Source organism: Pseudomonas fluorescens NCIMB 11764 (genome assembly GCF_000293885.2).
GTDB lineage: Bacteria > Pseudomonadota > Gammaproteobacteria > Pseudomonadales > Pseudomonadaceae > Aquipseudomonas > Aquipseudomonas fluorescens_B.
Genome location: NZ_CP010945.1, coordinates 6,116,611 through 6,132,309 on the forward strand (window position 1 = coordinate 6,116,611; position 15,699 = coordinate 6,132,309).

At 55.4% G+C, this 15,699-nt stretch carries 13 protein-coding genes and 1 pseudogene; 12 read left to right on the top strand and 2 right to left on the bottom strand.

The window, feature by feature from the left end:
• The first annotated feature begins 123 nt into the window (after window positions 1-123).
• Window positions 124-1,836, top strand: coding sequence for a cation:proton antiporter (locus tag B723_RS27815; protein ID WP_017339998.1), 1,713 nt, complete (start codon window positions 124-126; stop codon window positions 1,834-1,836).
• 1 nt (window position 1,837) lies between these two features.
• On the opposite strand, the gene B723_RS27820 is transcribed toward B723_RS27815, so the two are convergent.
• Complete coding sequence (locus B723_RS27820; protein WP_017339999.1) at window positions 1,838-3,046, bottom strand: ammonium transporter; 1,209 nt, start codon at window positions 3,044-3,046, stop codon at window positions 1,838-1,840.
• Window positions 3,047-3,351: 305 nt separating this feature from the next.
• Between B723_RS27820 and B723_RS27825 the strand changes: the two genes are divergently transcribed.
• The 10 genes and pseudogenes from B723_RS27825 to B723_RS27870 all read left to right on the top strand — a co-directional run bounded on the left by B723_RS27825 (window position 3,352) and on the right by B723_RS27870 (window position 11,477).
• Complete coding sequence (locus B723_RS27825) at window positions 3,352-3,666, top strand: DUF883 family protein (protein WP_017340000.1); 315 nt, start codon at window positions 3,352-3,354, stop codon at window positions 3,664-3,666.
• Between the two features lie 2 nt (window positions 3,667-3,668).
• The gene (locus tag B723_RS27830) at window positions 3,669-4,058 is read left to right on the top strand and encodes a phage holin family protein (RefSeq protein WP_017340001.1); all 390 of its coding nucleotides are present in this window, start codon (window positions 3,669-3,671) and stop codon (window positions 4,056-4,058) included.
• Complete coding sequence (locus B723_RS27835; protein WP_017340002.1) at window positions 4,055-4,396, top strand: hypothetical protein; 342 nt, start codon at window positions 4,055-4,057, stop codon at window positions 4,394-4,396. Before B723_RS27830 ends, B723_RS27835 begins: the two co-directional genes overlap by 4 nt.
• A gap of 123 nt (window positions 4,397-4,519) precedes the next feature.
• Window positions 4,520-5,683: an EAL domain-containing protein gene (locus B723_RS27840; protein ID WP_017340003.1), complete on the top strand. Its 1,164-nt coding sequence runs from the start codon at window positions 4,520-4,522 to the stop codon at window positions 5,681-5,683.
• A gap of 68 nt (window positions 5,684-5,751) precedes the next feature.
• Window positions 5,752-7,080 carry a deoxyguanosinetriphosphate triphosphohydrolase gene (locus tag B723_RS27845; protein ID WP_017340004.1) on the top strand — a complete coding sequence of 443 codons (1,329 nt, stop codon included), beginning with the start codon at window positions 5,752-5,754 and terminating at the stop codon, window positions 7,078-7,080.
• A gap of 171 nt (window positions 7,081-7,251) precedes the next feature.
• On the top strand, window positions 7,252-7,623 hold the full coding sequence (locus tag B723_RS27850) for a response regulator (protein WP_017340005.1): 372 nt from the start codon (window positions 7,252-7,254) through the stop codon (window positions 7,621-7,623).
• A gap of 272 nt (window positions 7,624-7,895) precedes the next feature.
• Window positions 7,896-8,210, top strand: a pseudogene (locus B723_RS27855) (response regulator); the annotation flags it as partial.
• A gap of 403 nt (window positions 8,211-8,613) precedes the next feature.
• Window positions 8,614-8,811, top strand: a complete 198-nt coding sequence (locus B723_RS27860) for a hypothetical protein (protein ID WP_017340007.1) — start codon at window positions 8,614-8,616, stop codon at window positions 8,809-8,811.
• Between the two features lie 1,123 nt (window positions 8,812-9,934).
• Window positions 9,935-10,471: a 2,4'-dihydroxyacetophenone dioxygenase family protein gene (locus B723_RS27865; RefSeq protein WP_017340009.1), complete on the top strand. Its 537-nt coding sequence runs from the start codon at window positions 9,935-9,937 to the stop codon at window positions 10,469-10,471.
• Window positions 10,472-10,574: 103 nt separating this feature from the next.
• Window positions 10,575-11,477, top strand: coding sequence for a LysR family transcriptional regulator (locus B723_RS27870; RefSeq protein WP_017340010.1), 903 nt, complete (start codon window positions 10,575-10,577; stop codon window positions 11,475-11,477).
• Between the two features lie 108 nt (window positions 11,478-11,585).
• Here the strand turns inward: B723_RS27870 and ydiJ are convergent, their stop codons facing one another.
• Complete coding sequence (ydiJ, locus tag B723_RS27875) at window positions 11,586-14,639, bottom strand: D-2-hydroxyglutarate dehydrogenase YdiJ (protein WP_017340011.1); 3,054 nt, start codon at window positions 14,637-14,639, stop codon at window positions 11,586-11,588.
• Between the two features lie 160 nt (window positions 14,640-14,799).
• On the opposite strand from ydiJ, the gene B723_RS27880 reads away from it, so the two are divergent.
• Window positions 14,800-15,699, top strand: coding sequence for a LysR substrate-binding domain-containing protein (locus tag B723_RS27880; protein WP_017340012.1), 900 nt, complete (start codon window positions 14,800-14,802; stop codon window positions 15,697-15,699).

Here is a 15,699-nt window from a genome sequence, read left to right on the forward strand (position 1 = left end):
TTGAATTCAAAGAATTTCGGCAAACTCCTGACTCAAATCATTCGGACTGGATGTCATTTACGCGACCCTTGCCGCTTTTTTGCCTCTACGCTTGAGTAGCCAGCGCTTGTCATTGGAGTTTTCGTGTTCGCCAACCTTCTGATCATTCTCGCCTCCTCCCTGGTGGTGATTGCACTGTTCCAGCGCCTGCGCCTGCCACCGGTGCTGGGTTACCTGTGCGTGGGGCTGATGATCGGCCCGACGGCATTCAACTGGGTCAATGAAAGCGAAGACCTGCCCGACCTCGCCGAGCTCGGGGTGGTGTTCCTGCTGTTCTCCCTCGGGCTGGAATTTTCCCTGTCGAAAATGCTCGCCTTGCGCAAAGTCGTGTTCAGGCTCGGCAGCCAGCAAGTACTGATAACTGCGGTACTGCTGGGGGGGTTGCTGATGCTGTTCGGCATGTCGGCGACACCTGCGATGCTGCTCGGAGCCGGCCTGTCGCTGTCTTCCACGGCCATTGTCAGCAAGGAACTGGGCAGTCTGGGCGAGATTTTCAGCAGCCACGGACAAAATGCCATCGCCGTATTGCTGTTCCAGGACATCGTGGCAGTGTTGCTGCTGACTCTCGTGCCGGTGTTCGCCGGCAACAGCGATCAGGCCTGGTACTGGGCGTTACCTGTGACGCTCGGCAAGACCGTTTTGCTCTTCGTCGGCCTGCTGATGGCCAGTCGCTGGTTGTTGCCACGGCTGTTTCATGAAGTGGCGGCCGCCCGTTCCGCGGAACTGTTTGTACTGTTGGCACTGGTGATTGTTTTGCTCACGGCCTGGCTCACTCACTTGCTCGGGCTCTCCCCTGCCCTGGGCGCCTTTCTCGCCGGAATGTTGCTCGGAGAAAGCCACTACCGCCATCAGATCGAAGCCGATATCCGGCCGTTCCGCGACATTCTGCTCGGGGTGTTCTTCGTCAGCATTGGCATGCTCATCGATTTGCAGTTGTTTCTCAGTCACGGCTTGCTGATCCTCGGGCTGACCCTGGGGTTGCTGCTGATCAAGGGTTGCGTGGTCGCCTTGCTGGTCAAATGGCGCGGAAACGATGTTGAAACGGCCTGGCGCAGCGGTCTGGCACTGGCCCAGGGTGGCGAGTTCTGCTTCGCATTGATGGCTCAGATGCAACAGAACAAGATGATGCCCGCCGACCTCGGCGGGCTGTTGCTGGCCGCGACCTTCTGCTCGATGCTGCTAACGCCACTGTTGCTGCGCGCGGCGCCTCACATCGCCACACGCCTGCACCGCAAGCCCAACGAAGAAGCCAAACTCGAGGAAATAAGCACGCTTAACGCCGGATTGCACAGCCATGTGGTGATCTGTGGCTACGGTCGCGTAGGCCAGTCCATCGGGCGAGCGCTGCGTAACGCGCTGCAGCCCTATATCGCGCTGGACACCGATCCGGTGCGTGTCCAGGAAGCCGCCGTGGGTGAAACCTGTGTGCACTATGGCGACTCACGGCGCGGTGAACTGCTACTGGCGGTAGGGCTGGCCCGCGCGAGGCTGCTGGTGATAGCCGTGGACCAGGCCGATATCGCGTTGCTGATTCTCAAGGAGGCGCGCCGATTAAACTCGACCGTTCCCATCCTGGTACGTACTCGCGACGACAGCCAACTGGCCGAGTTGAAAGCTGCCGGCGCCAGCGAAGTCGTACCCGAATTACTGGAGTCGAGCCTGATGCTAGCCTCCCACGCGTTGATCATGCTGGGTTTACCCGCGCATCAGGTCCAGGAGCGGGCCGACCAGATACGACATGACCGCTATCGCCTGTTGCACGGTTTGTATCCCGGCGCCAACGATGAAGAGAACTGACTCAATCCTGGCTCACGGCGCCGATCTTGTGCACCGACAGGTCTGCGCCGTAATACTCTTCTTCCTGGCTCAGACGCAGGCCATGAAGCGCCTTGATCACACCATACACCGCGAAGCCACCGGCCAGCGCCACGACCACGCCCAGCGTGGTTCCGATCAACTGGCTGATCAGGCTCACACCGCCCAGACCACCCAATGCACTTTGGCCAAAGATACCGCAAGCGACTCCACCCCAGACCCCGCACAGGCCATGCAACGGCCAGACCCCCAATACGTCATCGATGTGCCATTTGCCTTGGGCAGCAGTAAAGCACCAGACAAAGAGCGCCCCGGCGATGGCGCCTGTGGCCAGCGCCCCTACCGGATGCATCAGATCGGAACCGGCGCAGATTGCCACCAGCCCGGCCAGCGGGCCGTTATGCAGAAAGCCCGGGTCATTGCGCCCGACAATCAGCGCCGCCACGGTGCCGCCGACCATGGCCATCAGCGAGTTCACCGCCACCAGCCCGCTAACCCCTTGCAAGGTTTGCGCGCTCATCACGTTGAAACCGAACCAGCCAACGATCAGGATCCACGACCCCAACGCCAGGAACGGGATGCTCGAGGGTGCAAACGCCACCAGCTTTCCGTCGCGATAGCGACCTTGTCTTGGCCCGAGCAACAACACCGCCGCCAGCGCCAGCCAGCCGCCCATGGCGTGAACCACCACCGAGCCGGCAAAATCGTGGAAACCTGCGCCAAAGCGTTCCAGCAACCAGGCTTGCAGGCCAAAGTTACCGTTCCAGATCATGCCTTCGAAAAACGGATAGATGAACGCCACGATCAGCGCCGTCGCACACAACTGTGGCACGAACCGCGCGCGCTCGGCGATGCCGCCGGAAATGATCGCAGGTATCGCTGCCGCGAACGTCAGCAGAAAGAAAAACTTCACCAGGCCATAACCATGATCGGCATTGATCACTGCCGCCGGTTGCAGAAAGGTCACCCCATAGGAAATCCAATAGCCTATAAAGAAGTAGGCCAGGGTCGAAATGGCGAAGTCGCTGAGGATCTTCGACAACGCGTTGACCTGGTTCTTCTGTCGAACCGTACCGACTTCGAGAAAGGCAAAACCGGCATGCATGGCCAAAACCATGACAGCACCAATCAGGATGAACAACGTGTTGGAGCTATGGACCAGACTGTCCACAGCGCTTTGCAGATTTTCCATGATGTTGGCAGACCTGAAGGCTAAAAAAGCACCAAAGCAGTTCGCGCAGACAATTCATGCACCAAATTGCAACCTTCCAGGATCTACACATTGATCCTGATGTGCCGCTTTGGCGCATAAGGCGGGAAGCTTTGCGCGGGTTTTCATTATTTGAGATAAGGTTTTGCTCGATTCCTGCCCGGCAACAGCGCAGTCACACGGGCCGGCGCACCACGACACAGCAAAAGTTGTACCAGTGATTTGCACTGAACCTTCACCCAAGGCTCATACTCGAACGCAACAGAAGCCACTTACGGAGATCACCAATGGCCAGCATCAAGGCAAAGACTGCTCAAGAAATCCTGATGAACGACTTTCAGACACTGGTCAGCGACACTGAACGGTTGCTCGAACATACCGCGACATTGGCTGGCGATCAGGCTGACGAGCTGCGCGAGCAAATCCACGACAGTCTGCTGCGTGCACGCGAAACCTTGAAACTGACCGAAGACTCCCTGCGCGAACGCAGTAAAGCCGCAGTTACCGCCACCGAAGACTATGTTCAGGCCAACCCATGGCAATCGGTCGGGATCGCGGCCGGTGTGGGCTTCCTGATCGGCCTGCTGGCAACCCGGCGCTGATTATGACGATCGGCGAATCCGGCTCGTCCGCGACGGGCCCAAGCTCTTCACCGCGGCGCCTGGGTGCCGCATTCCTTGGATTGCTGCACAGCCATGTCGAATTGTTCGGCATCGAATTGCAGGAACAAAAAGCCCGCACCGTCAGCCTGTTGCTGTTCGCAGGCCTGGCGCTGGTGTTTGCCTTGCTGTTGCTGGTGGGGTTATCGACGCTGGTGCTGATCCTGTTCTGGGACACTTATCGCCTGCCTGCCATCATCGGGCTCTGCGTGTTCTACACCCTTGCGTGCATCTTCTGCGGGATGCGTCTGAGGGCGGCGATTTTTGATGAATCCTCACCCTTCCACGGCACCCTGGAAGAATTGGCCAATGATAGGGAGCGCCTGCTGCCATGAACCTGCCTGAACTGCCTCACAACAGCTCGCGCACGGAAATGCGCAAGGCGCTGATTCGCCTGCGTATGGAAATGCATCGCCAGGAAATTCGCCACGAATCCGCGCAACTGCTGCAACCCTTGCAGCGGGTGCGCGGATTGACGCAAAACCTGCATGACGGTTTCGGCATCAAGCATGCCCCGCTCTGGGGCGTGGCGGTCGTGACCCTGTTGGGTTTTTTGACCGGCAAGGGCACCAGGAGCGGCGGCGTGAGCAGCCTGACTCGGCTGGTACGCCTGGGCACTACGCTGGGGCCTTTGATCAAGTTGGTCATGCAAGGCTCTGCGCCTAAACACTAGGCCACTATCTGGCTGCATTCTTGCAACATCACCGGGATGAGCCTCTTTATCGAGAGGTTCAGACCTGCGTGCCTACCCAGCCATCGGGTGTCATCCAAAAACAAGACCTACTAAGGAGGCCTCGTGATCGACGGGCAACCGCTTGCCTGCTTTCAACCGTTCATCGATACCGCCACCGGCCGTATCGCCGGCGTAGAGGCATTGGGTCGACTGCGACAGACCGACGGTCAACTGGCCTCCGTGGGGCCGCTGTTTGCCGACCCGCGCACCCCGGCCATCGCACTCCGCCGCCTGGATCGCCAGATCCGTGATAACGCCCTGAGCCGTTTGCACGAAGCGCCCGCCGACTGGTTCCTCAGTCTGAACATGTCGCCTCGCTGGATCAGTCGTTTACGCGCGGACCAGGCGCTGCCCAGCCTCAAGCAATTGAACCGGCATGGCGTCGACCCACAGCGAATCGTTTTCGAAATCACCGAACTGGGCGGCGACATCCAGCGCCTGGCAGACGTGGTTGCGCGATATCGGCAAGTCGGTGCGCGGATCGCCATCGATGATTTCGGTGCCGGTTACTCACAACTCGATCGTGTGCTCGCTCTGCAACCGGACATCCTCAAGCTGGATATGCGGTTGTTCCAGGCCGCTGCGTTGGGCGGACCCAGCAGTGATGTCGTCAAGGCCCTTGCGCAAATGGCGGAAAAAACCGGGTGCTGGATCATTGCCGAAGGCGTTGAAACCGAAGCGCAGCTGAATTTTGCCCTGGAGTGTGGTTCACGCTACGTGCAGGGTTTCCTGTTCGCTCGCGCGCAAGCCGACTTCTTTGCCACCGATGCGTTTGTGGAGCGCTTTGCCCAATTGCGTCAGCGCTATGTCCAACAAAAACTCGCTGAGCGCGGCCGACTGATGATCATGCGTCAGCAACTCTGCGAGCTGATGGCGATTCTGCAAACGTGGGCCCAGGCATGCGCGCCGCTCAGTGCCCTGCCACAGCTGGACGCCTTTCCCTGGCTGCTGCGCTTCTATCAATGCGACCGTCACGGCACGCAACTGACGCCAAACCTTGAATGGCGCAACAATGGCTGGGTAGCCGACGATCGCTACCTGGGACACAACTGGTCATGGCGTCCGTACTTCTATCATTTGTTGGCAGAGGGTTGGGATGAGCGCCGGCTGACGCTTTCCAACACCTACCGTGACGCCACCAGCAACCAGTACTGCCTCACGGCCGGACAGTTTTTCAACAACGGCGAGCGACTGCTGCTCATCGATATCGATGCCGCCGGGCTGTAGTTCCGCTTGCAGGTGTCGGTGTGAAACGGGAAGCTAGGCGCTCAGTCACCTGACGGAGAGAACCAGCCTTGGATTGGCAAACCCTGCTCACCCGCGAACGCCTCGGAAAGCCTCTGCACAGCCCGGAAGAACTCGGCCGCAGCCCTTTCCACAAAGACCACGACCGCATCATTTTCTCGGGCGCCTTTCGCCGCCTCGGGCGCAAGACCCAAGTCCATCCCGTCACGAGCAACGATCATATCCACACGCGCCTGACCCACTCACTGGAGGTCAGCTGCGTTGGCCGTTCGCTGGGTATGCGCGTCGGCGAAACCATCCGCAGCGCGCTGCCTGACTGGTGCGAACCCAGCGACCTGGGCATGGTGGTGCAATCGGCTTGCCTGGCTCACGACATTGGCAATCCACCCTTCGGTCACTCCGGTGAAGACGCGATCCGTCACTGGTTCCAGCAAGCCGCCGGCCGTGGATGGCTGGAGGCAATGAGCGAAGTCGAACGTAATGACTTCCTCAACTTCGAAGGCAATGCCCAGGGCTTCCGGGTGCTCACCCAGCTGGAATATCACCAGTTCGATGGCGGCACCCGGCTGACCTACGCGACGCTGGGCACCTACCTGAAATATCCATGGACGGCCAAGCACGCCGACTCACTGGGTTACAAGAAACACAAGTTCGGCTGTTATCAGAGCGAACTCCCGCTGCTGGAGCAGATCGCTCATAAACTCGGCCTGCCGCAACTTGAAGAACAACGCTGGGCACGCCATCCCCTGGTGTATTTGATGGAGGCCGCGGATGACATCTGCTATGCGCTGATCGACCTCGAAGATGGCCTGGAAATGGAGCTGCTGGAGTACGCCGAAGTCGAGTCCCTGTTGCTGGACCTGGTGGGCGACGATTTGCCGGAGACCTATCGTCAGCTCGGCCCGCGGGATTCACGTCGGCGCAAACTGGCAATCCTGCGGGGCAAAGCCATCGAGCATCTGACCAACGCCGCGGCCCGCGCCTTTGTCGAGCAACAGGACGCGTTGCTGGCCGGCACGCTGCCTGGCGATCTGGTGGAACACATGCACGGTCCCGCCAAACGCTGCGTATTGAATGCCAAAGACATGGCACGCAAAAAGATCTTCCAGGACAAGCGCAAGACCCTGCACGAGATCGGCGCCTATACCACGCTGGAAATCCTGCTGAACGCGTTCTGCGGCGCAGCGCTGGAACAGCACAACGGTCGGACACCGTCCTTCAAGAGCCGTCGCATCCTTGATCTGCTGGGCAACAATGCGCCCGACCCTCACGGCCCGCTACACACTTCGTTCCTGCGCATGATTGATTTCATCGCCGGCATGACCGACAGCTATGCCAGCGACATGGCGCTGGAGATGACTGGCCGTTCGAGCCACTGACGAAACCCGTCTGATCAGCCATTACGCCATCCGGAATGGCTGATCAGCCACTGAAAGCCCAAGTGCGTTCAGCATTCGCCGAATTCCCCTACACCTCACACCGAGCAAACTGATCGATTGCTCGCCCTTCTCGCGAAATAATGAAAGGCCCCTCTGTATGAGAGAGAAAGCGTGAGTAATCCCAAGTTCGAAGACAAATTGCGCATCCTGTTGGTGGAAGATCATCCCTTCCAACTAAGGGCGACTCAGTACCTGCTTGAAAGTTATGGTTTCACCCAACTGACGACCTCCGACAGTGCCCAAGATGCCTTGCAGCAAATGCTGGCGGCGGTGCGACCATTTGACATCCTGTTATGCGACCAATGTTTACCCGATCTTCCCGGGCTGGATCTGGTCAGATTCGCCAGTCATCGCGGGATGATAAAACAGGCAATACTATTAAGCAGCCTGACGCGCACAGAACTTGATGGACTTGAAAAAACCGCCAATGCACACGGACTGCCTCTACTTGGCTACTTGATAAAACCATTGAAACAATTCTAATTCAGAAACCTGTTGAGTTCAATTCAATTATAAAAAATGAATTTCGACACGATCCAGCCAGGCACTACTTGTAACTTACGCTTAAAAACCTTGAAATACCGCCCCCAACAACTCTGCCCGTCCTCATGCGAAACCTAGTTGATTCGTAGCCCCTTTCCTGTTCGTTTGTAGGACTATTCCTATATTGCTGCTTGAGGTCCGTCAGTTCATGCGTCCCATCAACTATCTGAGCTAAGGTGCGCGCTTTATCTGAGCTCGCATGGGATTTGATTATGAACTCCGTTTTTATTGTCGACGATCACCCTGTTATCCGCCTTGCCGTCCGAATGTTACTGGAGCACGAAGGTTACAAAGTTGTCGGCGAATCCGATAATGGGGTCGATGCCATGCAGATGGTGCGTGAATGCATGCCAGACCTGGTCATTCTCGATATCAGCATTCCAAAACTGGATGGCCTTGAAGTTCTCGCGCGTTTCAACGCAATGAGTACACCGCTGAAAACACTGGTATTGACTGCGCAGTGCCCGACACTGTTCGGTATTCGCTGCATGCAATCCGGCGCATCAGGTTATGTCTGCAAACAGGAGGCGGTCATTTTCAAGATAAATTAAAATTTTTCAGGAATATTGAATTGTAAACATCTCGCATCGAGCCAACCCACCGTCCGTTTGGCGGAGCTCCATTTACCGGTTTGCGCGTTGGATGGCTCGTTGGCTGGCCCTCGCACCAACACTACCTATCCTCACCCTATGATCCCCCCGTGCAAACCAGTATAGCTCTCTGCATCCACCAAATGTTTTCAGCCGTTCACTTCAGGTCAAGGTGGCTAGGGGTGCAGGTAAAATCCGTTGTAAATGGCTGGTTAGGTCCATTGCAAATGAGTGGTCAAGTCAGTGCAATTTCCCAGGTGTGAGCGGATGTGGAGAAGTGACTCCAGCCAGCGCCGAGTTAAGCTAGTCTTCCGAAACCAGTTACTCAAGGACGCCCCCCATGCTAGATAACCCTGAAGCTCTCACACTCCTCCTGCACAACCAGCACGCGATATGTGCGGCCATTGAAGAGGTAACCAAGTGGCTCTCTGAGAACGGAGTGGGGAGTGTCGCAGCTAACGCGATGGGGGCGATGGATACGCTGGACAAGAATGCACAAGCGATCACCGATGCAATTATGCGGTTACGCCATTCATAGGCATCATCTAATGCCTAATGCTCCTCTTTCATGAACGAGTCTCGATTTAATGCGAGAAAATGGTTTTTTGGAGAGTAGAGAATTGCATTCCACTTGCGTCCCCACTTGCATTGCCACTGACTAGCCAATTGCATTCGAACTGAGCAACAGGCGCCATCGTGACGACCGACACAGAACGCCCCAATGCAGACCCTCGTCTGCCCATCAATTTTGGAGGCTTACTGTTATCGAACCTTAGCTGAAGGCATTCGATACTCCTGAAGGTTTCCATAAGTGCCACTATAAACTTTTGGTTTGCATAACCCCATCGCAATTACTGCCTGCCTACCTTCAGTGGTCATTAGAAAGTAAAATGAAGTCATTAGATTGTGGAATGGTATATGTGCGAAATTTCGCTTCAATCGGACTTATTTTTTTTCGAACTGACCAGCCACTTGCAATACATCTGACTTTCGAATTCATCAATTTCGACCAGCACTTGAAAGTTTGAAGTCTCGCTCCATACGAGCGAAATATGCCAGGTCACCTTCAGTTTCTCTTGGCGCGACAACGCTCCCATCCCGAATAGGAAACCCTACTTCGTCACGAAATCAGTAATTTAGAACCATCACTGCGAAAATGGTGTGCGCGGCTGTTACGAAAACTCCGAACTCCAATGCACGTTTTCCTTGAACAAGGTCGGCGTGATGGGTATTACGCGGTAGCCAACCTTCAGGCTACAACTAGGCGGTTTTGGGTCTGATAGAGGCCCGTAACAGTACTCGGCATTTGCTACTGGACGATCATTGGATAGAAACCCACTGCTGCAAATGATCCATATGCTGCTTGATTGCGCGGCGCCCTCCTAGAGCACCATCGTGAACTTCGCCGCCGCCGCGGGGCCCGAGATCGCAAGAGTGATTTTGCTCAACGCAATTGCACCGCTCCCTGTTTCGCGTTCAACACGTACTGCGCCATCAGTTTTGACCTGAAACCAAAACTCCGCGCCTTCAAGCTGTGACGAGCGTTCACACTTACTGTGAAATTTGACGTCTTTTTCCGCCTGTGTTACTGCCTTACTCTTTGGTTCAAGCCCTCAGGACACCACTAGGGCCCCACTAACCTAGATGTGGAAACCATAAAAATGAGCACTGCACCGAAGCCTGATGAACTCGCGATCCCCTATCAACTGCCTCAGGTTCCATTCATGTCGCCAGACATGGTGCACCCAGGCGTCCTGACAAACTGGCTGGAAGACGACAAGCTGTGGGTACCTGTCACCGGCTCCGTCTCCTTCAAGCCATTGCTGCTGAGCGTCACTGGCGGTTATTACATCAACCTGCTCCGCGTACGCCAGGCCGGTGTGTTGTCCCGCCATCGCCACACCGGCGGCGTTCATGCCATCGTGCTCAAGGGCCGCTGGTATTACCTGGAGCATGATTGGGTCGCATCCGAAGGCTCCTTTGCGTATGAGCCTCCAGGCGAAACCCATACCCTTTTCGTTCCAGAAGACGTTGAAGAAATGATCACCTGGTTCCACGTCCAAGGCGGATACACCTACGTCGATCCACAAGGCGTGGCGGTCGGCTACGAAGACGTTTTCACCAAGCTTGAAGCAGCCCGCAAGCACTACAAAGAGCTGGGTCTACCTGACGACTACATCGAGCAATTTATTCGCTGATCAGCGATTTGTAGATCAAAAGCGCGCCTATGGCGCGCTTGTTGTTTCAGCCCCAGAAAAGTGGCACGCTAATTTTCGAAAAGCCCGCCGACAAGGTAGATCAATGGATAATTACTCGCAGATGTTGGCCTTCATCTGGGCCACTGAGCACGGAAATTTTTCTGCGGCGGCGCGCTCAAATGGACTGACCCCCTCAGCCATTAGCAAGCTCATCACTCGCCTTGAGGATCGGCTGCAAACTCGCCTGTTTCAGCGAGGCACCCGCAATCTCACACTCACTGAAGAAGGTGCTGCTTACCTGGTCAGCGCGCGGGAAGTGGTCAACGCCATGGCAGAGGCAGACTCCCTGGCTGAAGCGTTCCCTACGCGTGTTAGCGGAACTCTGCGCATCCATACGATGACAACCTTCGCTAAGCATCAAATTTTGCCCTGGCTATCAGAGTTCCTTGCCACATACCCTGCCCTGAGCGTCGACATTCAAGTTGGCCCCCAATACATCGACCAATTTGAACAGGGTCTTGATATAGCCATCCACAGCGGTGTCTTACCCGACTCATCACGGATTGCCAGAAAGGTGGGGGAAAGTGCTTGGGTCATCTGTGCCTCGCCGGAATATATCGAGCGTTGCGGTAGACCCAATCACCCACAAGACCTTGTGAACCATGACTGCTTTAACTTCAGTTTCAAAAGCGCATGGAATAACTGGGAGTTCGAAATCGACCACCACAAAACCTTAATCCCTGTCAGCGCTAAAGCGTCTTTTGCTCAGGGTGACCTGCTGCGTCAGATGGCACTATCGGGTGCAGGTATCGTGAAGCTTGCGCAATTTCATATCGGGGCAGATATCCGAAAAGGGCGACTGATCCCCTTGCTTGAGGAGTACGCCCTGGATGAAAAGGAACCCATTTACATGGTGTACTCAAACCGCAAGCACCTCAGTCCGAGGATCAGGGTTTTTCGAGATTTCCTTGAGAGCAAAATTGCTGAGCAACCTTGGGCCACATAGGCATAGCCTAGAAACAGCGCGCCCCATTTACCATGCAGCCTCACTCGAAAACGCGAGGCGTTTGAACCGCCCCAAGCCACGGTGGGGTAATCAGCGAGGTGACAATTATTACCCGACGATACCCCGAACGACCGCTAATAAAGCCTGTAGAGGATGCAAAATCGTCGCGCCATGCTTGCGTTTAACCTGGCTTCGGCATGAATAGCCATCCGCCAATAGGCGCCCTGATTGATTGAATTTTTCCACCAGCGGCCCCCAAGACTGACTGTAAATAACGTCTGAAGTCTTAGCGTTTTGCGTCTCATGTCCATACGTGCCTGACATGCCACAGCAACCAATTGCTTGTACCTGTAGCTTCAACCCCACTCGCGCATAAATTTGTTGCCAAAGGCCGATGCTGCCGGGCTCATTAGTTTTCTCGGTGCAGTGAGGAAGGAAGTAGTAGGGGTCTGTGTCCTTGATCGCATTCGATGACGGGAGCACATCCGCAAGCCACTCCTGCGGCAACAAGACGGTTGGAATCTGGTCGCTGCCAAGCGTCTTGGCGTACTCTTGCCGATACACCAAACTCATAGCGGGATCCAGGCCAACTAACGGAACCTGATATTGGTGAAGCTTGTTCAGCGATTTGGCATTGAAATGCGCGGCTTTTTCAAATGCCTTGAGGAAACCCTGAACCTGCAGAGGTTTACCGTTCGGAGAGAACGGAGCTATGTACACCTGGAACCCGAGCCTTGAGATCAGCTCAACCCAGTCGGCAAGCACATGCGTTTCGAAGTAACGCGTAAAAGCATCCTGGACGATAATCACACTACGCTTACGCTCCCCCTCCTCCAATGCAGCCAAACGCTCCGGGGTTGCCATCTGCACCTTCCAGCGACGGCGTACTTCATTAAAGTCCATCAAGCTGAGCAATGGGCTATCGACCATTCCGGCGACGTGCTCAAGAAGGACGCGTACAGGACGGGCGCCCATGATGTAGTTGTATAAACGCGGCACGCGCGCAATGTAGGGAATGGTGTACTCAAGCGAGCCGATGAGATAGTCCTTCAAGGGGCGCAGATACCGGCTGTGATACAGCTCCAGGAACCGCGATCGGAACTCCGGCACATTGACCTTCACAGGACACTGACCAGCACAAGATTTACAGGCGAGACACCCCGCCATGGCCTCATAAACCTCATGGGAAAAATCCTGTTGTCCCAACTTTTGCGCGACTGTATTCGCAGCTCGTGTGGCAATACTAAATACGTTGGAAGTCGAGCGCAGCCGATCGCTAGTGGCCAATACATCGATGTCTTGTTGGCCCTGCAATCTCAACCATTCACGGATGAGCGAAGCGCGACCTTTGGGTGAATGGACTCGGCTACGAGTGCCTTTCCAGGAAGGACACATAGCGTCATCAGGATCGAAGTTGTAGCAGGCACCATTGCCGTTGCAGTGGACGGCAGTGTCATAGCTTTTCCAAACCCGCTCATCAATTGTCCGATCTAGCTCGCCCCGCAACTTGACCTCGTCAACGCGCGTCAATCGAGCGCTAGGCACAGTCTTCGGCGTGGCGATTTTGCCGGGGTTGAGTTGGTTGTGTGGATCAAAAGCAGCCTTGAGCTCCTGCAATGCTGGATAAAGCTTCCCGAAATAATCGGGCACATACTGGGATCTCAACCCCTTTCCATGCTCACCCCACAACAAGCCGCCATGCTTTTGCGTCAACACCGCCACGGCATCGGAAATCGGCTGAATCAGAGCAGCCTGAATTGGGTCTTTCATGTCCAGGATCGGACGCACATGGAGGACTCCCGCATCGACGTGCCCGAACATTCCGTACTCTAAGTCATAGCTGTCCAGAAGCGCTCGAAACTCCAGGATGAAGTCAGCCAAATTCTCAGGCGGAACGGCGGTGTCTTCGACAAAGGGTTGTGGCCGGGCCTCTCCTTTGACGTTGCCGAGCAGCCCTACTGCTCGCTTACGCATCGCATAAACGCGTTTGAGAGCGTCCGCACCTATTGCAAGCGTGTGACCCAATCGCAAGACGCTGGTATCACGCTGCAGGTGCAAAACAAACTCATGAACACTCTGCTGAACGGCCTCTTCATCGTCGCCGCTAAATTCAACAAGATTGATTCCGAGTGTCGGTGCACCTGGGTCTTCCGGGAAGTATTCTGCGACGCCGTGCCAAACTATGTCCTTCATGGCCAACATGAGCACTTTGGAATCGACAGTCTCGATGGACAACGGCTTCAACAGCATCAACGCCTTGGCGTCCCTCAGAGCATCCATGAACCCTGCATAACGCACATTCACCAGGATCGAATACTTGGGGATTGGTAACACGTTGAGCTTGGCTTCAACGATGAACCCAAGGGAGCCTTCGGAGCCACACAAAACGCTGTTGAGATTGAATCGATCATTTGGCTCTTGCAGGTGAGCCAGGTCATAGCCTGTCAAGCAACGATTCAGTTTCGGAAACGTACTCTGGATCAGATCAGCATGATTGCGCGCGATGTCCGTGGCACATCGGTAGACCTCACCTACCCGATCTGTGCGACCTGTTTCCGCCCACCAACAATCGCGTTCCAAAACCGAACTGTTGAGTCGATCCCCACCCAGCAAAACGGTAGAAAGTTCCAAGACATGGTCACGGGTTTTGCCATACGTACAGCTTCCCTGACCACTCGCGTCGGTATTAATCATTCCGCCGATGGTGGCGCGGTTTGATGTGGATAGTTCGGGCGCGAAAAATAATCCATGTGGTTTCAATGCAGTGTTGAGCTGATCCTTAACCACACCGCTCTGCACGCGAACCCAACGCTCCTCGACATTGATCTCAAGAATACTGTTCATATGGCGAGACAGATCGACAACAACCCCCTCTGTTAGTGATTGGCCGTTGGTACCGGTTCCACCTCCACGGGGTGTGAGCACAACAGATCTAAACTCGGGACGGGCCACCAGGCGTGCCAAGGTCTCGACATCTCGAGCATGCCGTGGAAACACCGCCGCTTCTGGTAGGCGCTGATAGATTGAGTTGTCGGTTGCCAACACCGTCCTATCGCCATAACTACGCGCGATTTCGCCCTGAAAGCCCTCTTCCTCAAGCCGACTTAAAAATTCTTCGTAGGATACGTTTTGGACATCAGGGGGAGACAGCCGAGCAATCATGGTGGAGTTCCTACGGGTAATGCAGCTAATCTAAACATTCTCGTTATGTATGCTCAGCACCAAGGTGCTAGCAAACCATAAGGGGTTTTACCTTCGATTTTGTCGAGACCCGATGACTCGGACAAACGTAAAACCTGCAGAATTTGCATGAGCTTTATGAATGAACCCAAGAAGACTGACGCCCTCCATGTCCCTGCTGATTGCCTTCGAAGCAGCCGCTCGGCATTGCAGCTTTACCAAAGCTGCAGACGAACTGGCATTGACTCAAAGTGCCGTCAGCCGGCAAGTGCAATCCCTGGAAGCCCAGCTTGAGATCGAGCTCTTTCGCCGTGATGGACGGAAGATCGAATTAACTGCAGCCGGCGCCCTGTACCAACATGAGCTTGCCGCTGCACTGGGTCGAATTCGAAGCGCAACACTGCAGACAATTGCTTACAAGGCTGAGGGTGGGCCGCTAAACCTCGCTGTACTTCCGACGTTGGGATCAAAGTGGCTCCTCCCCAAAATGCATGAGTTTTATGCACTCCACCCGGGTAACCTGGTGCACATCCATTCAAGGATCATTCACGCCGATATCCAGTCCAGCGCGAGCGACATGCAGGCAATCATCTGCGCCGGCAAAGGAGACTGGCCAGGCTACATTTCGCATCTATTACTCAAAGAAAAACTGGTCGTTATAGCGAGCCCTACAGCGCTTGCGGATTTTCGCGCCATGTCACCACCGGACGTCGCTGATCAAGTTTTGTTGAATGTCGTCTCTCGGCCCAATGCGTGGTCTGATTGGTTTGACCGCAACAACCTCGGCCATAGAAGCATGCGTACCGGCCCAAGTTTCGAGCTCACTGCTCACCTCATTCAGGCCGTATCAGCGGGCATTGGAATCGGGCTGGTTCCCGACATTCTGGTGCAGGACGAACTCAAATCCGGAGCGCTGGTAGCACTGTTCGACCCGATGGAAAGCGGTCGCAATTACTACCTTGCGTATGCCACACGTTATCAACATCTGCCCGCGCTAAAGACCTTCAGCACTTGGCTGCTGTCCCTACCATTCCCGGATTAA